The sequence below is a fragment of the Nitrosopumilaceae archaeon genome (assembly GCA_035631875.1).
GTDB lineage: Archaea > Thermoproteota > Nitrososphaeria > Nitrososphaerales > Nitrosopumilaceae > TA-20.
Genome location: DASQHX010000011.1, coordinates 119,013 through 144,795, shown reverse-complemented (window position 1 = coordinate 144,795; position 25,783 = coordinate 119,013). Strand labels below are relative to the sequence as shown.

27 protein-coding genes and 3 tRNA genes are annotated in these 25,783 nt (G+C 35.7%); 10 read left to right on the top strand and 20 right to left on the bottom strand.

Annotated elements, in window-relative coordinates; genetic code table 11:
* Positions 1-187: 187 nt before the first annotated feature.
* Positions 188-261 (bottom strand) — tRNA-Ala (locus VEU72_07715).
* A 134-nt stretch (positions 262-395) separates the two neighbouring features.
* Between VEU72_07715 and VEU72_07710 the strand changes: the two genes are divergently transcribed.
* The 7 genes from VEU72_07710 (at position 396) to VEU72_07680 (ending at position 4,718) form a co-directional block, all read left to right on the top strand.
* Positions 396-1,235 carry a ferredoxin--NADP reductase gene (locus VEU72_07710; GenBank protein HYL67022.1) on the top strand — a complete coding sequence of 280 codons (840 nt, stop codon included), beginning with the start codon at positions 396-398 and terminating at the stop codon, positions 1,233-1,235.
* A 51-nt stretch (positions 1,236-1,286) separates the two neighbouring features.
* Positions 1,287-1,361, top strand: a tRNA-Pro gene (locus VEU72_07705).
* A 98-nt stretch (positions 1,362-1,459) separates the two neighbouring features.
* Positions 1,460-2,080, top strand: a complete 621-nt coding sequence (locus VEU72_07700; protein ID HYL67021.1) for a hypothetical protein — start codon at positions 1,460-1,462, stop codon at positions 2,078-2,080.
* Positions 2,081-2,115: 35 nt separating this feature from the next.
* Complete coding sequence (locus tag VEU72_07695) at positions 2,116-3,033, top strand: branched-chain amino acid transaminase (GenBank protein ID HYL67020.1); 918 nt, start codon at positions 2,116-2,118, stop codon at positions 3,031-3,033.
* A gap of 1 nt (position 3,034) precedes the next feature.
* On the top strand, positions 3,035-3,970 hold the full coding sequence (locus VEU72_07690) for a Gfo/Idh/MocA family oxidoreductase (protein HYL67019.1): 936 nt from the start codon (positions 3,035-3,037) through the stop codon (positions 3,968-3,970).
* Between the two features lie 8 nt (positions 3,971-3,978).
* Complete coding sequence (locus VEU72_07685; protein ID HYL67018.1) at positions 3,979-4,236, top strand: Trm112 family protein; 258 nt, start codon at positions 3,979-3,981, stop codon at positions 4,234-4,236.
* Between the two features lie 5 nt (positions 4,237-4,241).
* The gene (locus VEU72_07680; GenBank protein HYL67017.1) at positions 4,242-4,718 is read left to right on the top strand and encodes an acyltransferase; all 477 of its coding nucleotides are present in this window, start codon (positions 4,242-4,244) and stop codon (positions 4,716-4,718) included.
* Here the strand turns inward: VEU72_07680 and VEU72_07675 are convergent.
* Genes VEU72_07675 through VEU72_07655 form a run of 5 tightly spaced genes read right to left on the bottom strand, consistent with a single transcriptional unit; the run spans position 4,715 to position 10,656 of the window.
* The gene (locus VEU72_07675) at positions 4,715-4,948 is read right to left on the bottom strand and encodes a hypothetical protein (GenBank protein ID HYL67016.1); all 234 of its coding nucleotides are present in this window, start codon (positions 4,946-4,948) and stop codon (positions 4,715-4,717) included. The genes VEU72_07680 and VEU72_07675 overlap by 4 nt on opposite strands.
* Entirely contained in the window at positions 4,945-5,937 is a 993-nt protein-coding gene (locus tag VEU72_07670) for a UDP-N-acetylglucosamine-1-phosphate transferase (GenBank protein HYL67015.1), read from the bottom strand. The genes VEU72_07675 and VEU72_07670 overlap by 4 nt, the downstream gene beginning before the upstream one ends.
* The gene (locus VEU72_07665; protein ID HYL67014.1) at positions 5,937-8,063 is read right to left on the bottom strand and encodes a DEAD/DEAH box helicase; all 2,127 of its coding nucleotides are present in this window, start codon (positions 8,061-8,063) and stop codon (positions 5,937-5,939) included. The genes VEU72_07670 and VEU72_07665 overlap by 1 nt, the downstream gene beginning before the upstream one ends.
* Positions 8,060-10,141: a minichromosome maintenance protein MCM gene (locus tag VEU72_07660; protein HYL67013.1), complete on the bottom strand. Its 2,082-nt coding sequence runs from the start codon at positions 10,139-10,141 to the stop codon at positions 8,060-8,062. The genes VEU72_07665 and VEU72_07660 overlap by 4 nt, the downstream gene beginning before the upstream one ends.
* The gene (locus VEU72_07655) at positions 10,141-10,656 is read right to left on the bottom strand and encodes a hypothetical protein (GenBank protein HYL67012.1); all 516 of its coding nucleotides are present in this window, start codon (positions 10,654-10,656) and stop codon (positions 10,141-10,143) included. The genes VEU72_07660 and VEU72_07655 overlap by 1 nt, the downstream gene beginning before the upstream one ends.
* Before the next feature lie 123 nt (positions 10,657-10,779).
* Between VEU72_07655 and VEU72_07650 the strand changes: the two genes are divergently transcribed.
* Positions 10,780-11,733 (top strand): replication factor C small subunit, encoded by a 954-nt coding sequence (locus tag VEU72_07650; protein HYL67011.1) that lies wholly within the window; start codon positions 10,780-10,782, stop codon positions 11,731-11,733.
* Between the two features lie 281 nt (positions 11,734-12,014).
* On the opposite strand, the gene VEU72_07645 is transcribed toward VEU72_07650, so the two are convergent.
* The 9 genes from VEU72_07645 to VEU72_07605 form a co-directional block, all read right to left on the bottom strand.
* Entirely contained in the window at positions 12,015-12,758 is a 744-nt protein-coding gene (locus tag VEU72_07645) for a hypothetical protein (protein HYL67010.1), read from the bottom strand.
* 9 nt (positions 12,759-12,767) lie between these two features.
* The gene (locus VEU72_07640; protein HYL67009.1) at positions 12,768-13,847 is read right to left on the bottom strand and encodes a hypothetical protein; all 1,080 of its coding nucleotides are present in this window, start codon (positions 13,845-13,847) and stop codon (positions 12,768-12,770) included.
* A gap of 669 nt (positions 13,848-14,516) precedes the next feature.
* Positions 14,517-14,765: a hypothetical protein gene (locus VEU72_07635; GenBank protein ID HYL67008.1), complete on the bottom strand. Its 249-nt coding sequence runs from the start codon at positions 14,763-14,765 to the stop codon at positions 14,517-14,519.
* Between the two features lie 84 nt (positions 14,766-14,849).
* Complete coding sequence (locus VEU72_07630; protein HYL67007.1) at positions 14,850-16,613, bottom strand: hypothetical protein; 1,764 nt, start codon at positions 16,611-16,613, stop codon at positions 14,850-14,852.
* 188 nt (positions 16,614-16,801) lie between these two features.
* Positions 16,802-17,050 carry a winged helix-turn-helix domain-containing protein gene (locus tag VEU72_07625; GenBank protein HYL67006.1) on the bottom strand — a complete coding sequence of 83 codons (249 nt, stop codon included), beginning with the start codon at positions 17,048-17,050 and terminating at the stop codon, positions 16,802-16,804.
* A gap of 452 nt (positions 17,051-17,502) precedes the next feature.
* Positions 17,503-18,657, bottom strand: coding sequence for an ATP-binding protein (locus VEU72_07620; GenBank protein HYL67005.1), 1,155 nt, complete (start codon positions 18,655-18,657; stop codon positions 17,503-17,505).
* A gap of 558 nt (positions 18,658-19,215) precedes the next feature.
* Positions 19,216-19,392 (bottom strand): AbrB/MazE/SpoVT family DNA-binding domain-containing protein, encoded by a 177-nt coding sequence (locus VEU72_07615; GenBank protein ID HYL67004.1) that lies wholly within the window; start codon positions 19,390-19,392, stop codon positions 19,216-19,218.
* 280 nt (positions 19,393-19,672) lie between these two features.
* Complete coding sequence (locus VEU72_07610) at positions 19,673-19,969, bottom strand: hypothetical protein (protein HYL67003.1); 297 nt, start codon at positions 19,967-19,969, stop codon at positions 19,673-19,675.
* On the bottom strand, positions 19,963-20,844 hold the full coding sequence (locus VEU72_07605) for a hypothetical protein (GenBank protein HYL67002.1): 882 nt from the start codon (positions 20,842-20,844) through the stop codon (positions 19,963-19,965). Before VEU72_07605 ends, VEU72_07610 begins: the two co-directional genes overlap by 7 nt.
* Before the next feature lie 177 nt (positions 20,845-21,021).
* Here VEU72_07605 and VEU72_07600 point away from each other — a divergent pair, with 177 nt between their 5' ends.
* The gene (locus VEU72_07600) at positions 21,022-21,180 is read left to right on the top strand and encodes a hypothetical protein (protein HYL67001.1); all 159 of its coding nucleotides are present in this window, start codon (positions 21,022-21,024) and stop codon (positions 21,178-21,180) included.
* Here the strand turns inward: VEU72_07600 and VEU72_07595 are convergent, their stop codons facing one another.
* From VEU72_07595 to VEU72_07580, 4 genes are all read right to left on the bottom strand, one after another.
* Positions 21,181-22,425, bottom strand: a complete 1,245-nt coding sequence (locus tag VEU72_07595; protein HYL67000.1) for a site-specific integrase — start codon at positions 22,423-22,425, stop codon at positions 21,181-21,183.
* A 70-nt stretch (positions 22,426-22,495) separates the two neighbouring features.
* Positions 22,496-22,579 (bottom strand) — tRNA-Ser (locus VEU72_07590).
* 136 nt (positions 22,580-22,715) lie between these two features.
* Positions 22,716-23,249: a ferredoxin family protein gene (locus VEU72_07585; protein ID HYL66999.1), complete on the bottom strand. Its 534-nt coding sequence runs from the start codon at positions 23,247-23,249 to the stop codon at positions 22,716-22,718.
* Positions 23,250-23,300: 51 nt separating this feature from the next.
* Positions 23,301-23,747: a ferredoxin family protein gene (locus tag VEU72_07580; protein ID HYL66998.1), complete on the bottom strand. Its 447-nt coding sequence runs from the start codon at positions 23,745-23,747 to the stop codon at positions 23,301-23,303.
* Between the two features lie 78 nt (positions 23,748-23,825).
* On the opposite strand from VEU72_07580, the gene VEU72_07575 reads away from it, so the two are divergent.
* The gene (locus tag VEU72_07575) at positions 23,826-24,497 is read left to right on the top strand and encodes a translation initiation factor IF-6 (GenBank protein ID HYL66997.1); all 672 of its coding nucleotides are present in this window, start codon (positions 23,826-23,828) and stop codon (positions 24,495-24,497) included.
* Here VEU72_07575 and hisS read toward each other — a convergent pair.
* Positions 24,481-25,755: a histidine--tRNA ligase gene (hisS, locus tag VEU72_07570; GenBank protein HYL66996.1), complete on the bottom strand. Its 1,275-nt coding sequence runs from the start codon at positions 25,753-25,755 to the stop codon at positions 24,481-24,483. The two genes, VEU72_07575 and hisS, sit on opposite strands and share 17 nt — an antisense overlap.
* Between the last annotated feature and the right edge of the window lie 28 nt (positions 25,756-25,783).

Below are 25,783 nucleotides of genomic sequence, written 5' to 3'. Positions count from 1 at the left end.
AGAGGCAGTCTTCAAACAGTTGTTTAGTAAATTTTAGTTATTCATTCTAGTTTTTATAAAAAATAATTACCTATCATTATCCTTTGATTCTGAAAATAAATTAGAAGAAATTTTTGTCCACTGAAATTTTTCCGCAGGAATATAACTACCAGATGAGATGATTGTTTACGTTAAATTATTAAAAAAGTGGACCGGGTGGGATTTGAACCCACGATCTCACCCATGCCAAGGGCGTATCCTACTGGGCTAGACGACCGGCCCAACTTTTACAATCAGAGTGGCATTCTGATTTGCATTAACTTTTTTTGTGAGGTTATTAACGTTTAGATGGTTCAAGAAATTAGCTCAACCAAATCAACATAAGATATTTAACTATCAAATACAGAACTTTTCGCGTGGTTGTAGATAATAAAGCAGTTATTACTTATGTCCAAATTCAAAAAGAAGATCTGGCAGTTTTTAGAATAGTACCAAAAGAAGGAGAGGTACCACAATACAAATCTGGTCAATTCATAACATTAGGAGCACATGTTCCAAGTGAAAATAAAATTATAAGAAGGGCATATTCAATTGCATCCCATCCTGAAAATAGAAAATATGTGGAGTTATACATCAGATGGGTAAGAAAACCCCTTCCAGGACGTCTTACTACACAACTATTTAGTGCAAAGGAGGGAGATGAAATAATTTGGGTAAAACCTACTGGTGCTTTTACAATTGAGGAGAAAAAACCAAATGGCGAACCAGACAATAGAAGAATAGTTTGTTTGGGTGGAGGAACTGGACTTGCACCTTTTGTGAGTTATGCTCAACATCTACATGATACTGGAAGCAATAGAGAGATTGTAGTGCTACATGGAGCAAGCTATGTTGATGAACTAGGTTACAGAGATCTTTTGACAAAGATGGAAGAAGAAAGTCTTGATAGAGGTAAAAATAAATGGAATTTCAGATACAGAGCATCAATAAGCAGACCACAAGAATGGTTTAACAGATCATGGAATGGGCAAAAAGGAAGAGTAGAAACATTCTTGCAATCAAAAGATGGAGAGCCATCTCCTCTTGAGAAGCTCGTAGGTGAAAAAATCACCGCTGATAATACAGTCTTTTTCATTTGCGGGTGGCAAGGAACTATAGACGGATGCATGGATGTTCTCACACCAAAGGGTTTTGTAACTGAAAGAAATAAGAGACCAGACAAAAGCTTTGAAATAAAGTACGAGTCATACGGTTAAATCAAAAACTTCTATTGAAAAGATAATATTGAATATTATTGGCGGGTCTACGGGGACGTAGGTCAGCTTGGTTAGACTGCCAGCCTCGGGCGCTGGATGTCGTGGGTTCGAGTCCCATCGCCCCCATTTATTGAGAAATTAGAGTAAGTTATTTTTCTAGTAAAGTTTCAAATACAATTCATTAACGTATTTGTCATTTTGTAAAATTGTATCAGCATTGAAATATGACAATATTTGTAAGAAGTATATTGACTATTGCAATTTACCTAGCTCATCTGAATCCTGTTACAAAAGCACATGTAGAGATAATTGAAGAATTAAAAGAAAAAAATGAAGTTCGAGTCATGCCTGTAATATTTATCAATAAAGACAAAGAGATCAATAGTAGAAGTTTTCCATTTATATTTGAATTACGAAAAAAGATGCTTCAATCAGTATTTGGTAATTCTATTTCCATATTATCAAATTACTCATTTTATGCACCCTTTGCAAAATACATGCCGCCACTTCTTTCTCCATTTTCTTGGAGAATAAAAAAACAAATTCTAGGAGGTTTAATAGATGATTATTTCACTTACACTGGGGACAAAGCTGAAGGATTTGTGCTAAAACTTTATGGACTTAACCCTAGAGTTGGAACAAGAAAAACCACCTCCGCCTCTTTTGTAAAACAAAAGATGTTTGAAGCAGCTCTTGGAAAAGATACAGATTGGGAAAGCTATGTTTCGCCAGAAGTCGTAAAGATAATTCAAGAGAATTGGGATATTGTAAAAAAATATGCATCCTCCAAAGATTATACCTATAGAATTCTTGGAATGAAATTCCCAAGTAACGGATTCTGGTAGAAATAGATTAATTACAGACGGCTTCGATGTTTTATATGAAATCTTTTAGTCCAGAATTTGTTTGGTTTGACGGCAAATTTGTGAAAGATAGTGAAGCAAAAGTTTCTGTTATGACTCATGCAATACATTATGGAACCTCAGTATTTGAAGGACTCAGAGGATATTGGAATTCAAAAAATCTCTACATATTCAGACTAGATGATCATATCAAAAGATTCAGAAATTCAGGCAGAATTTATTCAATTTCTTTAAAATTTACAAATAAAGAAATTACTAGTGCAATAATTAATCTCTGTAAGAAAAATGCAGTAAAACAAGCATGTTACATAAGACCATTTTATTTTGTTGGTAGATATGGCATAAACTTGCATGTAACAGAAAACACTCCTACACATACAGCTATAATCATGTTTCCTTTTGGCGATTTATTTAACAAAAATGGAATAAAAGCTGGTGTATCTTCTTGGAGACGAATTCATGACATATCAACACCCCCTCTAGCTAAAATGGGTGGGAATTATCTAAACTCAATTTTGGCCACACAAGAATGTAAACGAAGTGGATATGATGAAGCAATCATGTTGGATCAATTAGGAAATGTGAGTGAGGCTCCAGGAGAAAACGTGTTTCTTGTAAGAAACAACAAACTGATAACCCCTCCAGCAAGCTCATCTGCACTTGAAGGAATAACAAAAGATTCAGTAATAAAAATTGCACAAGATTTAGGATACGATGTTATAGAAAGAGAAGTTACACGTACTGAACTTTATCTAGCAGATGAGATTTTTCTTACTGGTACTGCTGCAGAAATTACACCTATTATTTCTGTTGATGGTAAAAAGATTGGAATTGGAAAAGCTGGAAATATAGCAAAACAATTACGTTCAACGTATTCAGAAATAGTCATGGGCAGAAATGAAAAATACTCCAATTGGATAACTTCGGTGTACTAACTTGAGAATTGTTCAGATAGGAACTGGTGGATGGGGTAAAAATCATACAAGAATTCTATCACAATTGGGAGTACTTTGTGCAGTTTGTGATGCAGATTCAACCAAAGCAAAAGAAATTGGAACAAAATACTCTGTAAATCATTATTCGTCTTTAGATATGTTATTAGATTCAGAAAAATTTGATGGCGCTTTTGTTTGTACACCAACTTCTACACATTTTAAAATTGCAAAAACGCTATTAGAACAAAAGAAAAATGTTTTTGTCGAAAAACCTATGACATATCTTTCTCATGAGGGAGAAGAACTTCAAAATCTTGCAGAAAAAAATAAAGTAGTTTTGACGTGTGGGTATATTGAAAGATTCAATCCAGCAGTTGCTTTGGTCAAAGAATATGTTAAATCAAAAAAATATGGAGAACTCATAATGTTAGAATTCCATCGTGAAAATAGAATGCCTCTTCACATAAAGGATGTAGGAATAATCTATGATACTTCAGTGCATGATATTGATACAGCAATGTGGTTTTTTGATGATACCCCAGAAGTTGTATTTGCAAGATCAGGAAAGATAAGACATGAGCATGAGGATTTTGCAACCATAATGCTTGGTTTCAAGGATAACAAAGTAGCAGTTATTGCCTCAAATTGGATAACTCCAACAAGAGTAAGAAAATTTAGTGCGGTGTGTAGTGATGCTATAATATCATCAGATTTTATTTCACAGGAAATAAAGATTGAAACTAATCATGGTACAGAAATTCCAAGAAAAGAAGTTGAGGAACCTCTTCTTTTAGAAATAAAAAATTTTCTTGCTGCATCTGAAGGTAAAGAAAAGATAATAGTAAAACCTGAACATGCAGTAAATACAACAAAGGTTGCAGAAGCGGCACTTTTATCTAGTCAAAAAGGAACTCCAATTTATCTAGATCTCAAATGAACAAAAAAATGATGGAAATGTTGGCATGTCCCATAGACAAACACTTTCCTCTAGAAATTTTTGAATCAAATTCAAAAGAACAGTTAGTATTAGAAGGTGCCATATATTGCTCAAAATGTTCTAGATTTTATCCTATAATAGAAGAAATTCCAATAATGTTGCCTGATGAGTTGAGAAACAAGGATCAAGATATTGAATTTCTAAAAAGAAATCAATCAAAGTTGCCTGAAAAAATAATTAAACAGGCATCACCGTGGCACTTGTGATAGCCTTGGTAACAAACTTTGTCTCAGAAAAAGCAAAGATAGGAAAGAATGTCAGAATATGGCATTTTGCATATGTTGGTGATAATACAGAAATCGGTGATAATGTGAAAATCGGTTCACTTGCACATGTTGATTATAACGTAAAGATAGGAGAAAACACCATGATTGAAGGGATGGTTTACATCCCACCCCTTTCAAGAATAGGAAAAAATGTATTCATTGGTCCTGCTGCTGCTCTTACAAATGACCCATACCCTGCAAGTAAAAAGATGATTGGTGTCACCATAGAAGATGGGGTGGTGATTGGTTCGCGTGCCGTAATAAAAGCAGGAGTTACTGTTGGAAAGAACAGCGTTGTTGCGATGGGAGCTGTTGTTACAAAAGATGTACCTTCTAATACTGTAGTAGTAGGAGTGCCTGCTAAAATCAAATATTCTAGAGAAGAATATGATGAAAAGAAGAAAAAGTGGGAAAGTAGTTAATTTTTTATCTGTTTGTGGAAGATCCAATTTTTTATTTTTGAAAGAATAAAAATCCAAACAACCACCAATATCATTGCAATAAGCGCTTTGACTCCAGAATCTAAGATTGAATCGAATTTACCATGTCCATTAATTGTCAATGGAGCAATAATTGAAATCAATAATCCACCTCCCACAATAATTAAAACCCACATGACAAATACAAATAAAAAAATTTGAGTCCCTTTCATATTTTTACACTCATCATAAAGGCAGTCACTATCGCAAGTATTGCAGAAAATATAGCTAGCCTAAAAATTACAAGTCCAACTTGTTTTTCTGTCATTGGTCCACCTGCCAGAATCAATCTTACTAGTGTGATGGGTGCATCTTTGTCTGTAGTAGCCATAAGCCTAAAGTCATCAGTATGAGTAACTGGATTTGATTTTATCTGTCTATGTTCAATAATACGTTTAACACTTGATAAAAATAGAAATGAGTTTATCACTGCTGGCAATAATGCAACCGCCGCTATTATTTCCACATGGCCAACTATTGCTAAAACTCCATACATTGCACCAAGAGTAAGTGCTCCCGAGTCACCTGGAAATATTCTACTTGGAAATTTATGATATTTGTAAAATGCTAATGAAACAAATCCTAATGGAAGACTTGCAAGAGCAATGTCATAATTATGAATTATGAATAGTGATATGGTAAGGGCAAAACTTGCAATAGTCATAAATCCGCTTGCCACACCATTTAGAACATCAATTGAATTTACGGTATTGCCAGTAACTGGAATCATGAAAATTACTAGTGCAACATACAGCTCAGGAATTCTAACAGAACCGAAGAGTGGAAACGAGAGATGTGGATCATACGTTCCGAGCAAAATAATCGGGATTGCAGAGATTGCAAGTGCAACAGGTTTAAACCATCCACCAAGAACTTTTCGATCATCTATTAGTCCTACTATAAAGGCAAGTGATGTTGTAATTAGGATGGCCAATATTTCAGTAGTAGGAAAAAAAGTATACAAAGTGAATTCAGATACTAAAATTCCGACAAGTATAGAAGGACCTCCAGGTCTTGGCACCATTGCTCCTCCAACTCTATTGTAATCTTTTACTGTAAGATTCTTTTTTTCTAATCTTTTTATTAGAAATGGAGTTGTTATGTAAACAGAAAAAAAGGCAATAGCTGAAACTAGGATGGCAAGAATGATTTTGTCTAGCATCATCTTACCTTTTGTAGCTGTATCTTTATGTTTTCTGCAATGATGGAACCTATTTTATCTATGTTAGCTAGTTTTTTAACTGGAATTTCAGACAAATCATACAGGTTTTGTATACCGTTCTTGTAAAGAATTCTTGAACGAATTCTTCCTATCCCACGTATCTTTACCAATTCAACAAGTTCTTCTTTTATTCCATATGATATTCTCTGACGTATAATATTCAATTCATCTAGAATGTCATCTCGAGTTTCAAGTTTTGCTATCTCATATAATGAATGTACAAGCCAATCTGCATTTTCTACCATTCTATGCATATCACCAGATTCTATGCCTAAATTGTCTGAAAGAAAGATCTCGCTTGATTCATTTATCCAAGCATGCACTGCAAGTAAGCTTCGTGAACAATCATACTCTGAGATATTTTCAATTAGTTCAGAAGCATTATTCTCAAGAAGTGTTCCTACCATTTCATAGTCTTTGTTTCGTAATGAGAATTTTGGGAAGAAATCCTCCGAGCTTGTAATAAGATGTAAAAAGCCAAGTGTGTGATTTTTTCGTTTTGAGATTTTTTGTAATGATTTTTTAAAGTAAACTGCAGTGAGTGGATCTATGTATAACATAGATGTCTTTTTCCCAAATTCAGTTGCTACAAATCTCTCACCTTTTTCTTTTATTAGATTTTCTAGCTCAAGATAGTCTAAGGTTATTTGGATTTTAAATTTTATCGTAGATTTTCTGTCTTGAGAACCAGACAATGTTTCTGAAAAAAATTCTATTATTTCATTTTTCTTTATTCCTGGATTTATAGATATTAAACTTAGAACATGAGTTCTTAGTGCTTTATCATCAGTTAATTTTGATTTTATGGGTTCTGGTGTTCCGTTAATGTAGTAATCAACTAACTCTGTACGATTTGAATTTCCTACAATAATTGCTTCCCCATAACTATCATATTGTGGTCTTCCAGCTCTACCACAAAGCTGTTTGTATTCCAGAACACTTATTGGTTTATTTCCTCCAAATTTTGTGTCATATCTGTTTATGTTAGAGATAATAACACGTCTTGCTGGAAGATTCACTCCTGCTGCCAATGTGGGAGTTGACGCAATTAATTTTATTTTCCCATTTCTAAATTCAGATTCTATTGTCTCACGACAATTCTGGTTAAGTCCTGCATGATGAAACGCTACTCCTTTTTTCACTAGTGTAGCTAGGTTTTTGATTAGATCAGTATGTTCGTTATCATCAAGAATTTTTTGTGATATCTTGTCTAGTTCTTTTTTTTCCTCTTCTGGAAGACTCTTTCCTATAACATCAGATGCTTTTGCAGCAAGTGAAGCAGAACGTGCCCTTGTTTCTGCAAATAAAATTGCCTGACCCCCGTTTTTTAAAGAGTCAATTCCAAGATCTACAGGTGGTCCCCTCATGCTCGTTTCTATTTCAAATTTTTTCCCATTTTGCATTGTTACGATGCCCTGATCATACACACCTTCCCAAAGAGGCACTGGCCTCCAGTCACTTTCTACTAACTCAGAATCTAACCATGAAGAAATCTCGTATGCATTTGTAACGGTGGCACTTAAAGCAAGTATCTGAGGTTTTTGTTCTAACAATTTCAATTTTGTCAATATAATCTCAAGTGTAGGTCCTCTATCTTGATCTCCAAGAAGATGAACTTCATCAGCTATCACAAGTGAGATATCATTTATCCATTCAGCTCCATGACGAATAATGGAATCCATTTTTTCATTAGTCATAACAAGAATATCATTTTTTCCAAGATTTTTGTCCGTTAAATCAAAATCACCAGTTGATATTTCTACTTGTATTTTTTTACCTAAATCAATTGATTCAAGTTTTTTAAATTCAGAAAACTTTTCTGATGCTAAAGCTTTAAGAGGACTAAGATAAACTATTTTTCCTTTTTTCTTGTAAATATGATCCAATATAGCAAGTAAAGCAATAAGCGTCTTTCCGCTAGCAGTGGGTGCTGAAACAAGGATACTTTTTCCTTCTAACAGTCCTGCTTCTATACTAGATTCCTGTGCAGGATAAAGTGTTTCATAGCCTATAGAGGAAAGAAATTCAGTGAATTGTTTTGGAAGATCAATTTGCGATACTTTCATACACGGTTATAATGACCGGGTTTTGATTCATAAATAGCTGACTCTCGTTGCAATTTTTTGAGATATTTACGAGCTTCTTCTTCTGTAAATTTGCCAGTCTTTACCAATTCTTTAACAAATGTCTTTTCTTCAACTGGTCTTTTTTCGTCCCCTTCAAGTGATTTCATGACGTCCATAAACAACTGCATCTTTGATACTTCACTGTGTGGTCTTCCCTGTAGAACTCCAAGATCAACTTGCCCAGTATTAACATCTACTCCAGCATCTTCAAGCATACTTTGTATCAAAAAGATAGCCCTTTCAGCATCTTCTACTTCTACTTGGGTCTTCATCAACAACCTAGCCCTTGCTGTTGCTAATCTTACCAAGCCTTCAAGCTGTCTTGGGGTTACTGTTATCATTCCTTCTGATTCAACATTTCTCATCTTCATATAATATTCTAAGATTTTTTCCTCTGCCTCGGGAGTAATTACCGGTTCAATTCTTTTAGCATATGAGAGATATTTTGTGAGAATATCCACGTCAATTAGTGATTTTGTATCAGCACCAGAAATACGATGAAGACTAAGAATGTGTCTAGCTATTCTATTATCTCTCTCTTTAGATGGTATATCGCGTACAACAAAAATGAGATCAAATCTAGTAAGAAGAGGGATTGGGAGATTTACATTTTCTGTAATATTCTTGAAAGGATCATATTTTCCATACATGGGGTTTGCTGCTGCTAAAATCGAAGTCCTAGCATTTAGCGTAGCAACAATTCCACCTTTTGCAATACTAGCAGATTGTTGTTCCATTACTTCATGGAGTGCACTTCTATCTTCTGGTTTCATTTTATCAAATTCATCAATACATACAAGGCCCTGATCACCAAGAACAACTGCACCTGCTTCTAGCATCATGATACCAATTTTATCACGTACTACTGCTGCTGTAAGTCCAGCTGCGGTAGAACCTCTACCAGATGTATACAGACCTCTTGGAGCTATTCTTGCACAAAATTTTAGCATTTCACTTTTTGCAGTACCTGGATCTCCCACAAGAAAGATGTTAATGTCGCCACGAATCTTGGCGCCGTCAGCAAGCACTCTTTGAGTAGAGCCAACAATTAAAAGCAAAATTGATTCTTTAATTATTTCATGTCCATGTATGTGAGGTGCAAATGATGCCACCAACCTATCATAAATATCAGTATTTGTTGCAAGAGATTTAATTATTTTTTCTTCATCTGGTGAAATTTCTTCTCTTTCTGTACTTCTAGAAGTTTTGCCACCTCTTCCTCCAAGAAATTCTATATTGTTTCCCTGTATTCGCAATCTATAGATTCCAGTTTTTCCGCGCATTGATGGAATGTGTTCTTGTTCAATTCGTACTAATCCTGTAAGAATTACACGATCCCCAGGTCTTGCATTATCAACTAGATCCTGTAATACTGTAACATCTACATAATGCGGTAGCTGCCCAGGTGGCAGATCTTCTGGCAATTCTTGTAGTCTTACCATTTGAAAATCTATGAAGCGACTCTTTTCAGGACTAATTTCCAAGTCCCTATGAGTACATTTTCCATTACTACATTTCAATGGTGCATTAAACTCTAGCCCTTTTTCTTGAACTATATGAGTTTCGTGAGCGTCGGGACAAATGTATACAAGTTCTTTTGCAAGTGGTTTTATTTCAGATGATCTTACAACCATTCCAGACACACTAGTCATTTTTCCAATGACTTCTGCGTTTATCTCACGCAAGCTACGTTGTGCAGGATAGTTTGCAATTCTTACTCTAACATCATGTCTAATTTTTTCTGCGTATTGTGGAAATCTCTCCTTAAGAATATCTTTTATTGCAGCAGCAAACATGGCTAGAATTTCATCTGGATCAGTATTAAAAATAGATTCAATCTCTGGAACAGATACTAGATCATTATAATCAACTACAAGATACTGTATTTTTTTTGCCATCATCTGATCTATTTCTTCTACATATTTGTAAGCGCCAGATTTGTCCTTGAATTGAGTAAGAAATTCTTTTACCCGGTCTGTACGATTTTCTTTAGAATGTATTGATTCAGATTGTGCCATTATTTCTTGTCACCTAAGATTTGTTTGTTAAAATCAACGCTCTGTAAATGTATCGCATTAAATAAAGCGCGTTCTTCTATTGATAGTTTTTTTGAAAGATCAGACGTCATCTTTGAAGAGTCTGCAAGTCTAATTATTTTTCCTTGTCGTTTTCTCATAAGAGTATTTAACATACTTTCTACTTTATCACGATCTTGTTGTGGAAGCCTTTGTATGTATGAATTCAGTTTAATATAAAAATCAGACTCAAGAGTAGATAAATCAAAGTCGCCTTGTACATTTTCCTTTACTAGTGCTTGTTTCAAAGCAACAATCATGTCAGTATCTTGAATATCTACAATTTTCTCTGATGCTAATACTTCAGCTACCCAACGTGATATGCTCAAAATTTCACCATGTTTTGCTTCTATTGATACATCTGGTGTATCGATCTTTATATCGTGATTAAAGGTAACCTTAACGTCTTGTAGACGATATCCGATGGTATGAAGTTGAGTCAAATCCAATATATTCAATATGCGTCAAGCATGCTCCGTTCAAGCATTTAACTAATGCGATCGATCAATTCTGTTAACAACTTGCTTTGATCATTTGATCTTAGCCGTAATTTTATTAGTGAGAGAGAAACGTAACAGCCTATGACTGAAACTTCCATGTGGGTAGAAAAGTACCGGCCTACGAAGCTGTCTTCTATAATAAACCAAAAAGATATAATTGGTAGTCTGAAATCTCTTTTGAAAAATGCCGCTGAAATGCCACACCTTATGTTTTCTGGATCTGCTGGAGTTGGCAAAACTACTACAGCATTATGTCTAGCAAGAGAAATTCTAGGGGATAATTGGAAAGATCACACACTTGAGCTGAATGCCTCAGATGAACGTGGCATAAACATGGTAAGAGATAGAGTAAAAAAATTTGCACGTTTTTCAGGACTTGATACAAAAATTCCATTCAAATTAATAATTTTAGACGAGGCGGATGAAATGACCTCTGATGCACAAACGGCCTTACGTAGGATTATAGAAGATACTGCTAGATATTGTAGGTTTATCTTAATTGCAAATAACATATCAAAAATTATAGACCCACTTCAGAGTAGATGTGCTGTTTTCAAGTTTACAAGAATATCTGAAGAGGACATTATATCACATCTAGAGGAAATTTGTAAAAAAGAAAAAATAAAATTTGATAAAAATGGACTTGAAACTATACATGAATATTCTGAAGGAGACATGCGTCATTCCATCAACATATTACAAGCAACAGCAAGTCTTGGAATAGTAAATGAATCAAATGTAAAAGCAGCATCTGGCCTCACAAAGACAAATGATGTTGGCGAGATCTTGAGTCTTGCCATAGAAGGAAAATTATCTGATGCTAGAAACAAAATGATTGAATTAATCAAAGTCTATGGAATGTCAGAATCAGACTTTTTAAAATATTTGAATGAATATGCGTACAAAATTAAAACCACTCATCTTTCTGAAATATTGGAATCAATAGCAAAATACGATTACAGATTAATTATTGGTGCAAATCCAGAAATTCAGCTATCTGCACTTTTAGCAGAACTTGGGAAAATAGGAAAATAATAGCGCAGAGAGGGCGTATAAACATTTTGAAATCCCACTATGAACAAAATTGAGTAAAAAAGGTGAATCTTAGACCCTAATGAAATGCAGTTGTAGGTATGCAGTTCTAAATGTATCTAGATCGATGGTAAAATCTTAAAGATAGATTTTGAGAAATTACATCATAACTATTTCAATAATTTAGTATTTTTTGTTATCTAATCTTAAATGTGTAAAATACTGGGTTGGTTTACTAAATTAGTTTAATAAACACTTCTTTTGATACCATTAGATCTTGATAATCAGACCCTAACGAAGAAAAGATGATTTGTGCCTTCTACAATATATCCAGCATTTCCATTGAAGATACTAATAGGAATATTGGCAGCTACAAAATTACCTTTAATATACGCAGTAAATGATTGCCCTGACTCTAACGTTACACTACCAACTGGTGCTGGATTCTGGCAAATATACTTCATTGTCTCAGGATGAGATTTACTGGTACCATTCTGGTAAATTGTATTTACATTTTCCACAAAAGCAAAATCATTTGTACATCCTATTACATCTGCTTGCAATATGTTTATGGTACTGTTGGTCTTATCATAACCTGGGATTGATCCATCAACGCTCATCTGATTTATGGTAAGCTTTTCTGAGCCTGAGTTGGTAGAGGTAAGAGCCAATACACTTGTACCATTTGCAAATTTGCCCTCGTAGAGTGTTAACATTAAGTGATTATTATCCTGTATAACCTGTGGAAAACTTGAACCTGTTTTTGTAGTGACCGCCTCACCAGTAGATGAAGAACCCACTTTTGTTAATGGTATGTTTATTGTACTAGCATTCTGCGCGCCCAGTACTGTAACATAAGGATGCATCATTTTCCCCACCATGTTCATAACATCAGTGTTTGTTGGTTCGTTAGATTGCACTTGTGTAATGTGATAGAGAGGAAACATGGCAAAAATGAGCAACACTGGTAAAGTAAATGCCAATATTCTTTTTGGTGATTTGAAGTTTATTTTAATTTTTTTTATCATAGTCATCTCCTAACAATGCCCCACTACTAACTGACTGTTTCCGTATAGAGTAGCCCAATAGTAGTCCACTCCTCCACTTTGAGAGTAACTAATTCCAAATGGCGTACCATTAGAATAACTATCGCCAGAACCGGTACATTGCCAACTGCCCAAGCTGTTATAATATTCATTTACATATCCATTTTGAAAAGCTACAAATGTTATCCTATTAGCAGGATCTTGCGCTACTTCAGTAGCACCCTGAGCTGACCCTGGATATGAAATAGTTGCTGCTGTTCCTGTGCTAATATTGAAATCTGCTAATGCTTTTAGTGTATTACTTTGTGATGTGATCCAGATGTGGCTTGCGCTATTATCAATGGACAAATACCACGGCAAAAATCCGCTAATAGTATATGAGGTCCATGTGTTTGAAGAAGGTACATATTTCCAGAGTTTGTTACATGCTTCATCAGCTGCCCATACGTTTCCACTACTATCTACTCTTAATCCTTCTAAGTTTGAGGTTACACCACAACTTGGTGGCAAAAAGGTGCTTAAGTTACCTAATGACGTATCGAACTTACCTACATAGCCGTTGTAATACCAACTTGACCAAACCATGTTGGAATTTGTTGGATCTTTATCAACATCATCAGCACCAGCTCCACTTATGCAAGAGGTCTTCACTATTGTACTTGTTGCCGTATTATAAGAACTGATACAACTTTGAGAAGAACCACCAGTTCCTTTTTGAGTAAATGCGAGATAACCATTTCCTGCAAAGGCTACATTAGTTGGATCGTTTTGTGCAGTATTAGTACTTACTGAGCAACTACTAGTGCTACTAGTAGAGGAATGTCCAAGCTGATGAGTGCCAGACAATCCTATCCAAACATTTGAAGATGTACTGTCCATTCTATCACCTTTTGGACTTGAGCCTACACCTGTAGAGCAGGTGGCAGTATTAGTAGCAAGAACAAGAAGAGGATTTTCTAAAGAGAATATCAACAATGTCATTACCAGCATCATGGTGATTTTACTAGAATTAAATGTAAATATTTTTTTCATTTGTAAGACCTCAGCTATTTTTGTTTGAGTGAACTTCATTGTAATGCTTCTTTTATAGGACAACTTGCTATTAAGCCGCGCTCACTACAGGAGACAGTAACATTTCTGACTAAGATCAATACATAGGAATTTCACCAAACTGATAAATACATTCCTTGAGAAATAGAGAGAACTATCTCAATGAGATATAGATCACAATCACAATATCGTGAAAAGGATCCAAGCAGAAGAGAAATGAGAGATCAAAAAATATGAATCAAAATATTTTTCAAATATAATTCCTGTATCAAAGAATCATGGTGTGATGGTTCTCTTTTGATCAAATTTGTAAAACCAGTAGCGCTCAATACAGAATTTTTTTTCTTTAGAATTCAGTTGTAGTTTATTTCAAAAACCTATAAGTATGAAATTAAAACCTAAAACCTGCAAATTTTTTAAGTCTTTATAAATTCTGGCGCAGAGAGGGCGTATAAACATTTTGGAATCCCACAATGAACAAAATTTTGCACTTAGTCAAAGCAACACCCTTGAGGTGTTATGTCTACTTAGTTTAGTACCCTCTCTAAAGAGATATGTAGACTAGGTGTAGTTTTTTGCCTACATCTAGGTGCGGGCTCGATGGAACCAGTCAGAACTGTTGTAGTGAGCACCTTTCCCTTTTTATTTTAATTTCACTTCCTAAAATGTCTTAATGACTACATTTGATATTCATAGTACAAATCTTATGATTGCTGAACTACAAGTTACTGGAATTCCAACAAAAATAGTAGCATAGTAAATATTTGGATCTATGTTTCTATATGTAGGTGGAGCTTTACATTCAATGCAGTTTTTGAAAAGCGCATCAGACTCTTCCTTTGTTAAAGGAATTCTTAGTTGAGACATTACAAGTCCAATTGCAATCAAACCTACACCACTAATAAGAAGAATTTTTGTAATTGATTTTTTATTTTCCATTATTTTCTCACTTTCAAATTTTGTTCAAAATTATTTACCACATACCAAAATAAAAAATTTAGGTGGTAATGTATAGTCACTTATTTAACTACTACATGTACCATATTTTGCTGTTGCAGTAAGTGTAGGGTTGCTTCCACCAGTATTACCTATACTGCTCCACCAACACAGATCGACATTGTTTTCTGCGGGGTAGGTAGTAGCTCCTGATGCCCTATATGCGGGAGAACCACTGCTGTCCAGTGTGTATGTTTCTGTTCCATATGTTCCATCAGAGAAGGTTACTTTTCCTGTTCCACCACCGCAAGTGCCACACTCACCTACCACAGCTTCAACCCCATATGTTGTACCACCAAAGTAGGTGGTCAGATCATAATAGGAACTGGATGTAGCATAGGCACGTGTGTCAGAATCTAACTGTGTATATCCTGTACATGAACTGGTACAAGTTCTGTACTTTTGTATCAGGTTAAGGTTTCCACTACTGTCGATATTTTGGTATGTGTACTCGTCAATTCTGGTACTAGATGATGACAGGGTGACTGTATTCCAATTACCCGGTGTTGGAACAAAATAACAATCAGGACTTAATAGAGTCCATCCGCTGGGACAGCCTCCGAAAATGTCTTTGTTAGTCCAGTAATTGTCTAGTCCACGTATAGTCACTGAGGATGGCAACTTGCAAGTATATGATCCGGCTTGAGTGGTACATGAATGAGAATTGTAAGTTGCACTAGTGGGTATTTCTTGTTGTACTATCGACTGTGCCCACAAATAACCAGTACCAACACTAAAACCATGAATGAAGTGGTTGTTTTGGACGCTTAATCCACTACCAGTTCCAGTTCCAGTTACAACTCCTTCAAATCCAACTTGGACTGATGGAGTTTTAAAGGTACTAGTTGTACTATGCTCTTCAACTCCCTGTGAACTAACATTGTAGGTGGCAAAAGCATTATTTTGTTCAGATGTTGCAAAAGCACTGGAAACTATTATTGTCATAACTATTGCAGTTGCAAAATTTGAAAACTTTTTGCCGGTTTTGCGACCTAATGCCATAAAGCCTCCAAATAATGCTGGTGCTGTAAATAGTGATGCTAGCCAAAGATTTGTGCCTGATGAAAATACTGTTTGCAGACCTTTGGAGTCAGACGGAGTAAAGCTTGTAGCTGAAGTACTACTGTTCACTATTTCAATTAGTGTAGGTTTGCTTATCTGACCTGACAAAGTAAAGGCAATGACAGTATATTTTCCAGCAGGTAATGTCTTACTCTCTTTGTATTCAAGTGTGGTATTCTGGTCTATTTGTTTGTATAATGTATTGCCATATACTTTGCTAATTTCATATTTTGATATTAGATTGTCCTGCAAAGTAACAGAATCTCCATTTGATTTTATCGTGGTAATTGTTACATCATCACTGTTGTTATTCACGCTCATTTTATCCAGATGATCCGTGTAACCTCTAGGACAAAGAACCATATCATATGGATTTGCATATATTACATTCAACGCATTTGTTTTTACAGCTACAAGGTCATCGTAATTTTGGATTTTTGTTTGATCTCCACTAAGAAATGCAAAATCAAAGTATTGTACTCCACATGGACCATTAATGCCTGCATAATTATTTTTAAACGCAGTGATAACTTGTTTTGGACCCGCGTTTACATCATGTATAGTTAGATGGATTGTATCTCCATATTGGTAGATGTTCTTATCCAATTTTACGCTAATCTGTTCACTGTTCTGAATTGGCGTTGTTTGTGCAAAGACCAACATTGGACTCGCAAATAATGCCACGGCAAGTATTGATGCGAACGTTATGGATGAGTTATTCAAAGTCATTGTATTTCCATATGTGGAAATATCTAATAAGTTACGCTCACGAGCTGATAAGCATTAACTGATAAGTCCTGTTCAGTAAATATCAACGAATAAGCATTACACAATCAGTAACAATCGTGAGTAACAATTATGTAAAACTTTTATTTCTAAATGCATAAAGCAGTGACAAAATGAAAATCTAGTTTGAACTATTGATCATTCAACGTACTATGAATTTTTCCGCCTGCTTCTGTAATTCTAGCCATGGTAACATCGTCCTCACTTGAAGTTTCTATCCAGCCAAAGATTTTCATCAAATGCAAATATCTTTTGCATGTGTTGTAGTTCAGGCCTGAAGCCATTGCAAGGTTTGTCAGCTTTATTGGGCTCTGCTCATACAATACCTTCAGTATCCTATTCATCACGTCTACGTTGATATTTTTTGTACTAGGCGCCATCTCCACGACTTCCATGTTTCACAACTCGTATGATCGTTGATGTGCTTATCTATAAAATATTGCGCATGTATTCTATCTAGACTACAGAATTGATCTCGTTCTATTATTGGTTTGAATTTATTTTTAAAAAATAGATCGATAAGTATTGTGTAGAAATTACATGTACAAGAATGCGATCAAATTTAATAAAAAAATTGGGTTCCACTATGGGAATTGTTCAGTTAGTTTAGTTCCCTCACTTTAAAAACATAATAAGATTCGAATCTTGCAAGTCCAGACACAAATTTGAGAGAGAATTGCACTATTCTTTGGGGTTCTTTCTATGGTATCATCCTAGCATAAAAAAAATTATGCTAGGATGATACTCTGTTAGGAGTCTGTGGCCAAGACGCGACTTTATCAGTAAAAAAAGTTTGAGAGAAGGGAGAGAGACAGGAAAATACTAATTCACTTCATACCCAGTAACTGTTAAAAAAGTCTCGAATTATCTTGTCTGTTATACTGTACTTTCCTTCAGTTTTTTGAACCAAGTCGTACTCTATCAATTTAGTCAAAAACTTGGGCAGGCCTGTCATTTTAAGAGAAGCATCCTTTGCAATATCAGACACTGTCTTTTCTCCTGTAGACAGCGAGACAAGTATCTTCCAGTATGCAGTACTCTTGTAATCAGAGCCCAAGTCTTCTGTTACAATATAATTGACATAGATGTACAGTGCTCCTGTAGTACTTGTAAGCAACTCTTGATATGTATCTGTCAACGACTCTGTCTTTTTGTATGCATGTCCAAGCATTACAAGATAAAATGGATGTCCTCCAACAAGATCAAATGCTCGCTCGGCATCTTGCTTGCTTGCAGCAGGCTGAGACTTTAGAAATAATTCTACCGCATAGATTTTTGCCAATTCCTTTATCTCTAGTATGATAAAATGACCAAAGAGTGGACTGCCTCCTTCTGCCAGAATATTTCTCAGATAATGTATTCTTGAACCGCTTACTATAAAGGAGACATTCTTTCTGCGCTCAAGGATAGCTCGAATGACATCAAGAATATTTTTTAGATCAGAGAATTTTTTGTATTCTATAATGTGCTGGAATTCATCTATTATGATTACGACTCTACGACCAGAAGCCTCAGATATCTTGTTTGCATACTCGAAGACGTCTGTTAACGCCTTGCGATAGTTTTCATCCCTGTCTTTGACGTACGGGTCTATTGCTATTATTGGACTGCCCTGTTCGTCAATGCCTGCGATAAATCTTGCACGGACTCGCTTTATTTCACTTAGCTGTGTTAATGCAGATTTTACTTTGGATGCAATCTTTGACGTGGTAGGTAGTGTATTGTAATACGCATGTGTCAGTTCCTCAGTTAATTTCTCGGCAAGGTCAACTGGTGAGTATCGAAATTCTCCAAAATCTACGTATACTGTGATAAGTTTCTTACCTATTTGACGCCTTACTTCTCCCAATATGGTTGACTTTCCGATCCTTCTATGCCCGATCAAGGCATAGTTCACATTGGCTTTTGTATCAAGCATAGTGTTTACTATTTTTCCTACTTCCTCTTTTCTGTCTACAACATCTTTAGGCGGTTTACCTACTATCATATGCTGTCTGGAATATATGCTATACAGTATATATGCTTATCAGAATATACGTTGAGTAGAATATAGTTTGACAAGACTGGGATATTCATTGATTCTAAAGGATTAGTTGGCAAGGCAGACATGTAGAGTATAAAACAGTGGTTTTTGATAAATGGAAACAAAATTACTTTCATCATAGCAAAGAAAATAGTTTGGTAAAATATAACTGCAAAATTAAGTTGAAAATGAGATGGATTTATTGTTTTAAAAGTTACATGGCTGAAAGAATTTGAAAGGGAATAATCATTACTAGAATTTGTAAAGTTATGATGATTGATATAATTTAGTATTGCAAGAAAAGTAAAGATTACCTTAGTGCAGTTGAAATGATATCAAGATAGCTAAGAATGATAGTAACACCGGAAGAAATAACAAAGAAAAATACTGATCAAGAAAGTTTGTAAAAAGAAAACGTCGTTAGACAGTCTAAAAAAATTATTAAAGAAAAAAAGAAAGGAAGGAATAAAAGATATGGGGAGCAAAGAACCTGAGGATTAGATAGATTTTTGATGTGATTTTTCATGTGTTAGGGATCTTCCTGATTACAATTGCATCTTCCACAACAAAGATCTTAAGCTTTTTTCTTCCTTCTAGTTCAAGCTGTTCTACAATTTGTGTAGGTATTGTGATACGGTACTTGTAGTTGGTATCTTTGTAGTTCCTAGACCTTTGCTTTTGCAGTACAATTTCCAACACTAGGTATTGTTGTGATAGATTTGAGGAGAGAGTTTACGCCTTGATTGACTGTCTGCATATTGTATTGTATCATCAATCATACCAAAGAGCACCAGATGTCATAACATATCATGACAATTCCGAACAAATCAGAAACTTTTCTAGTTGTATAGTTTGGTACAATTGTAAACAAATCAACAATACTGTATAGTTGGTGGTGATGTTGCCTGTGTGCAAATGCAGGAATTTTGTGTTTAAGTTTTAGTAGCTCACAAGTAAGATTTGGGATGTTTTTAAGGAGTTACGTACCCCAGCCAGAATTTATTGCAGAAAAAGGATTGGTCGATGTCTGGGTATGTGATGACGCTTTTCCAGAATGTAAAATGTATGTAGAACCAATCAAGACCACGATTTGCTCAAGCTCTGTTTCAAGCTCTTTGAGATCAAGACCAACAAATTCATTATTTTCTATAATGAATCGTAAATCATCAAGAGACTTGTATACTCTCTTCTTGATTGTATACCTGTACTGTCTTGCATGCCTTTTTGAGAATACGGCCCTGCATGCTAAAAATTCTCGTTCAGTCTTGCTTAGCATTTCTCTTGGATACTATACCATGAAGCGATCTTGTACAGCCCCTGAGCGTTTGACATGACAGGGTCCTGCGGTACTGTCATATCACCAAGCTTGGCCATCACTGCCTCTTGCATCCCAGGCACAAGTATCCCACCACCTGATACAATTACTGGCAGCTTTTCAAGGTCCTGTCTTATCATATGCAGTTTATTGAGAAGTGAATCTGCAAGCATTGCTACCAACTGACCCGTTTTTGGACTCGAGTATATGGTATCATCAAGATATGCCATCTCACTACCAAGCCTTGAGCTAATGTATCCCACAGCATGGTGTACCGAGATACCGCGAATTGCCTTGTTGTTTACAAAGGCCACGATCTCGGTTGTTCCCTGACCTATACTCATCACTATACCGCTGGACTTTTCTGCATCTACTAGGGTTCCTAGAACCTGCGGTACAACATCACATGCCTTTGGCCTGTAAAGCCTTGCAATCATTTTTTGTATGGTACCACGATGTGCTGCGGCATCATATGGCAGTCCAATCGCAAATGCCATATCATCAGGCTTGGAGCCTATTGCATCTCTCTTCTCTGATGATAATACTACTGCATGTCTGACAAGCTTGGCAAAGGCCTCTTCATGGACTGGCCTGCCAAGCATCACTGGTTTGATAAGTATAGTATCAGGGTCCTGTGATAATTTTACTGCCTCTTCTCCTACACCTTCTACTAGCTTTCCTTTCTTGTCCCACTCGTGGACCAACTTGTATGCGTAAAGCGATGGGAATTTTATCTTCTTGGTATCAGAGACGCACTTGACAAAAGCTGTACCAATATCAAGTCCTATTGATATCATAATTCCAGAATATTGTATGCCATTTAAGGAGGGCGCCAAGATAGATGAAAATTTTTTCAGTCATCTTGGCCCCCCTTTAACGATCTTTACGATTCCATTACGGAGATCTTGCATTACAGGATCAGAATTGTGGTGTTTTTATACATTTTTGCGTAACGCAAATTTGCGTAATTGATATTTTTGAAATTATATGCTAGATTGAATTTTGATCCTGTAATGCATCATCTGGAAGTAATTGACCTTAAAAATATTCCACGAATAACTGACATGAACGAATCTATATCAATACAAAAGGAGCTATTAGAAAAGATCAAGGAAAAGATTGAATCCATAGGAAAGCAGATTGATAGACTGGACAAGCTAACAAAGGCATAATCATGAGCTTGACTTTGCATTGAGGACTTTGGTAATAATTTCTTTAAGTTCGTTATAGTCTTTCTTTAGATTGGCCACATCTTTGGCATAGCTCTCAATTCTTTTTGTATCATATTGTAGATTTTCTTCTCTTTTCTGTGCAAGCTTCTTTGACAATACCGTACCACATTTGGCACAATGACTCTTGTCAGAAGAGTTTCTTTCCTTGCAGGAAGAGCAGATCTTTGAGAATAAAATTGATTCAGATTCGTCCTGCTTTTTGATTCCATGTAATTTTAGTATGGCATCTTCCTGGTCAGAGGATGCAAGATGTTCATATCTTGATAACATGTTGGAACTTTTTGACCAGTTTCCGTACAGCTTGACAAGATTGCCAAACTTCTTTGAATACATTGTAAGTGATGTATGTCGAAATAGATATGCCCATACGCGCTTTTTGATTCCTGCCACCTGGGAAGACCTCTTGATTATACGAAATAGCATTGGATATGTCATCATGCCTTCTTTGTTGTTGTGGTACCAGAGAAAGGCATCAGGGTCATCACTAGACGGGTGTTCTGCAAGCCACTCTTTGATTGGCACAAAGCTTGTCACAAGTGCAAGCGTCTTGGGTCCTGTCTTACCTGTTGTGTGAACCCGCACAAAATCTTCTTCAAACTGTATACCTCCTATTTTGATGTTGAGCAGCTCACCCGGTCTAAACGATCCTTCAAAGAGTGTAACAACAGCAGCTACGTTTCGCTTGACATATCTTCCCTTGCTGACTTCTTTGACAGCTTTGAACAATTTTTCAAGCTCAGGATCAGTGAGCAGATCCTTGGCCTGTATCTTCTCATATCTATCTCTAAAGTAGCTTGGTACAATCCAAGATACATTAGGATCATAGTCCTTTCCCTTTGACTTGTCTGCCATTTCATCATGTAATGCATAATGGTACAGTCTCTTGAGTGCAGTCAGGGTATCTTTTTTGACCGAGTTTTCATAATTAGACTCGGCTAGTACCTTGTGTACTAATTCAATCTCCTTCTTTGTCCAGTCCAATATCCTCTTGTTGTCTTTGATATCCAAGATTCGCTTGATAGCTTCTGCATAGTTAGCAATTCGGCCATACGACTTGTTCTCTATTATTAGTCTGTCAAGAAATTCACATGCTATTCTGGCATTACAAGTTGAGAATCGTCTCTGAAAGCTTCTCTTGGCATACTCTATTCTACGCCTTGAATTGTGAATGTCAAGTGTTGTCATATGATACCATTACTCCATTCCATTTAAGACAAAAATTTTGTTCATTGCGGGATGTCATAAAGAGTATAAGCGCAGAGAGAGGGATTTGAACCCCCGCGTGCTTGCGCACATAGGCTCTCAAGGCCCACGCCATGCCGGGCTAGGCGACCTCTGCAGTTTCTGTTCATAAAAACTAGTTAAAATTTGTTTAAAACATTATTACCATTTTTGTTATCAATTATAACAATACAAAAATAAAAGTTAGCACCTGCTAGAAATGCAAATTAAAAATAAATAAAGAAATGAAAAATTTAGTGGTGTGCGTGTGGATTAACAGAACCTGTTTCCATTTTTGTAAAGGTTCCGGCTGCTTTTTCGTGATGTTCTAGATTTGACTGATCAACTTTGATTGCCTGTGGAGGACAAACAGAAACGCAGGCCATGCACCAAATACAATCATGCTCTCTTATTGGGTCAGCCTTATCTGTGTAATCAGCTCTATGTTCTTTTTCAGAACTTCCAGTTCCAGCAAATGTTTGATTTGTAGCTTTTGCCGCTGGAATATCTTTTTCAGTTCGGTACCACTGAAAAACTTGTACTGGACAAGCCTCAATGCATGCACCATCAGCAACACAAGAATCCCAATCTACTGCAACCATTGTACCGCTTACACCTAATGGTTCTATTTTCTCACCACGGGCCTTGTATGAAGCGATAACTTCAGCATTTTCAGCTGCTTCCGCCTTCCTACCTGGACCCCATCTAAAGTGGAAATGTTCACCATCGCCGTGTACTATTTTTCCAATTGGCTTCATTCCTTTTGGAAAATCTTCTGGTATTGGCATAGGAAGTTGTCGATTAATATGTTATTTAAACCTAGACAATATTAGTTTAAACTAACTGAACTTTGCCATCTCTTTTTCGTGAATGTCCATGATTGCCTGATCAACTTTGATTGCTTTTGTTGGACAGACTTCTACACATGCCATACACCATATACAATCTGCCTCTTTAACTGGGCTTGCCTTATCGGTATAATCTTTCCTGTCATTTCTTCCAGTTTCTCCAGGATTTTTGTACCATTCAAATACTTTAACAGGACAACTAAGAAGACAAACTCCATCAGCTATACAAGAATCCCAATCTACTGCAACAAAAGTACCATGGATTCCCATTGGTTTGATTTCTTCTCCATTTTCTGCATATGCTGTCTTGACCTTTTGATCGGAAGCAGCTTCAGCAAGTCTTCCTGGACCCCAAACAAGGTGAAAGTTATCGCTTAATGGATCTTTGAATTTTTCAATAGCAGTATGGTTTTTTGGAAAATTTGGATCTATAGGCATGAGGATTACAGATATGATTTACTTATTTAAAGTGTATACAAGATAAATTCATATCTTCACTTTCATTGTCTTGACTCATTGGGAATTTTCAAATACGATGTCTATCGCAGTCCTAACGTAGGAATATACACTAAATGTAATGATGATTTTGTTTTTTTACCCAATGGCTTTGCAACATCAAAAGCAAAAAACCTATCAGAATTTCTGCAAACTGATTACATTTTTACTTCAGTAGCAAACACAAGATTGCTTGGACCGCTCATGGTTGTTAACAATAAGGGAATGTTATTACCACGTAATTGTTTAGAAGAAGAACTTTCACATCTCAAAAAATCAACTGGTCTTAATGTAGATATTCTAGAAACCAAACATACTGCGATTGGGAATTTGATCTGTGTTAATGATAAAGGTGGAATAATGTCTCCTTTGATTCCAAATGAATTTGTAAAGAAAGTTGAAGATGTGCTAGGAATTGAAGTATTACAGAAAAGGGTTGCAGGCTATCACCAAGATGGAGCGATGACGGTTGCCACATCACATGGAGGAATTATTCATCCGAATATTGAAGAAGATGACATCAAAGTTTTTTCGGAAGTGTTAGGAGTAGAACTTGAACCTGCAACAATAAACGGCGGTTCTCCCTATCTTGCATCAGGCATACTAGCAAATAACAAGTCGCTTGTAGTAGGAACCTTGACGAATGGACCTGAACTTGTAATGCTTACAAGGGCATTTAGAGTTGAAGACTAGACTTTGGATCAGATAATATAGATTCAATCTGAACTTGTTTTTCAGTTCCATCTTTCATATCACGTAATACAACAGATTTTGTAGAGTATTCTTTTGGAGCCACGATGATCACATATTTTGAGTTTGATGCCATTTCCATTTGTTTTTTCAGGGGTTTTCCGCCCAGATCTGCTTCTGCATGTATACCTTTTTGTCTTAGTTGAGACACTATGCCAAGTGCAATTTTTTGCATTTCTTCATTAATATATGCAACCCAAATCTGTGATGTTTTTGTATCAACATCAATTCCTTGTTTTTCAAGAGAGTTAACTATACGTTCAACACCACCTGCCACTCCAGTTGCACCCAAATCCTCTCGCCCAAAAGCTTTTGTCAAATTATCATATCTACCTCCACCTACAAGTGCCCCAAGATCAGATGTTGAATCAAACGCTTCAAACACTATACCAGAATAATAATCAAGACCCCTTACAATACCAAAGTTTATTCTGATATTGTTAACATGTCTATTTTTTAATGAGGTAAAGAGGAGTCGTAGTTTATTCCAGTTTTTTAATTCTTTTACATCTAATTTTTTTTCTATTTCTTCAGGCGATCCTTTAATTTGAGAAAATTCAAGTATTTTTTCTAGATCAGAACTAGAATAACCTTTTTCGCTATACTCTTTAATTATTTCATATTTTTTCTTTTTTTGAATTTTATCTACGGCTCTTAGTATGTCGCCTACAAGATTTGGTGAATCTGATTGAAAGATTTTGTGAACATATGATTCTACAAGTTCACGATCGCATATGTCTATGATTATATTTTGTAATTTTAGATTATCTAGAAATTTAGATGTAAATTCAATTATTTCTGCATCAGATTCTATGTTGGGTTGACCATAAATTTCAACATCCCATTGATGAAAGAATCGGTATCTTCCTTTTTGTGGCTCATCATATCTCCATACACCCCCAAAAGCAGAAAGTTTAGCAGGTAATTTCATTGATTTTTGCGATACTGCATATCTAGTAAGTGCAATAGTGAAATCAAATCTTAATGCGACCTCCCGATCACCTTTATCAGTAAAATAATAAATTTCATTTTTAATAGAAGGACCACTTTTTGTCTCTATTACTGAAACTAATTCAATTGGAGACGGTTCCATAAAGTGGAATCCAAAAAGATTTGAAGTTTGGATAAATTTTTGTCTTATATATTCAATTTTAGCAGTTTCTTGAAATTCTATATCTCTCATTCCCCGTGGTAAATCCAAATTCAAGAATCATTCTTTTTCTAATGCA

Bases quoted from the DNA above. Each gene is read 5' to 3' on its own strand.
- VEU72_07700 (HYL67021.1), top strand. From the start codon at position 1,460: ATGACAATATTTGTAAGAAGTATATTGACTATTGCAATTTACCTAGCT.
- VEU72_07695 (HYL67020.1), top strand. From the start codon at position 2,116: ATGAAATCTTTTAGTCCAGAATTTGTTTGGTTTGACGGCAAATTTGTG.
- VEU72_07685 (HYL67018.1), top strand. From the start codon at position 3,979: ATGATGGAAATGTTGGCATGTCCCATAGACAAACACTTTCCTCTAGAA.
- VEU72_07675 (HYL67016.1), bottom strand. From the start codon at position 4,948: ATGAAAGGGACTCAAATTTTTTTATTTGTATTTGTCATGTGGGTTTTA.
- VEU72_07670 (HYL67015.1), bottom strand. From the start codon at position 5,937: ATGCTAGACAAAATCATTCTTGCCATCCTAGTTTCAGCTATTGCCTTT.
- VEU72_07665 (HYL67014.1), bottom strand. From the start codon at position 8,063: ATGAAAGTATCGCAAATTGATCTTCCAAAACAATTCACTGAATTTCTT.
- VEU72_07660 (HYL67013.1), bottom strand. From the start codon at position 10,141: ATGGCACAATCTGAATCAATACATTCTAAAGAAAATCGTACAGACCGG.
- VEU72_07650 (HYL67011.1), top strand. From the start codon at position 10,780: ATGACTGAAACTTCCATGTGGGTAGAAAAGTACCGGCCTACGAAGCTG.
- VEU72_07645 (HYL67010.1), bottom strand. From the start codon at position 12,758: ATGATAAAAAAAATTAAAATAAACTTCAAATCACCAAAAAGAATATTG.
- VEU72_07640 (HYL67009.1), bottom strand. From the start codon at position 13,847: ATGAAGTTCACTCAAACAAAAATAGCTGAGGTCTTACAAATGAAAAAA.
- VEU72_07635 (HYL67008.1), bottom strand. From the start codon at position 14,765: ATGGAAAATAAAAAATCAATTACAAAAATTCTTCTTATTAGTGGTGTA.
- VEU72_07630 (HYL67007.1), bottom strand. From the start codon at position 16,613: ATGACTTTGAATAACTCATCCATAACGTTCGCATCAATACTTGCCGTG.
- VEU72_07625 (HYL67006.1), bottom strand. From the start codon at position 17,050: ATGGCGCCTAGTACAAAAAATATCAACGTAGACGTGATGAATAGGATA.
- VEU72_07620 (HYL67005.1), bottom strand. From the start codon at position 18,657: ATGATAGTAGGTAAACCGCCTAAAGATGTTGTAGACAGAAAAGAGGAA.
- VEU72_07610 (HYL67003.1), bottom strand. From the start codon at position 19,969: ATGCTAAGCAAGACTGAACGAGAATTTTTAGCATGCAGGGCCGTATTC.
- VEU72_07600 (HYL67001.1), top strand. From the start codon at position 21,022: ATGCATCATCTGGAAGTAATTGACCTTAAAAATATTCCACGAATAACT.
- VEU72_07595 (HYL67000.1), bottom strand. From the start codon at position 22,425: ATGACAACACTTGACATTCACAATTCAAGGCGTAGAATAGAGTATGCC.
- VEU72_07585 (HYL66999.1), bottom strand. From the start codon at position 23,249: ATGCCAATACCAGAAGATTTTCCAAAAGGAATGAAGCCAATTGGAAAA.
- VEU72_07580 (HYL66998.1), bottom strand. From the start codon at position 23,747: ATGCCTATAGATCCAAATTTTCCAAAAAACCATACTGCTATTGAAAAA.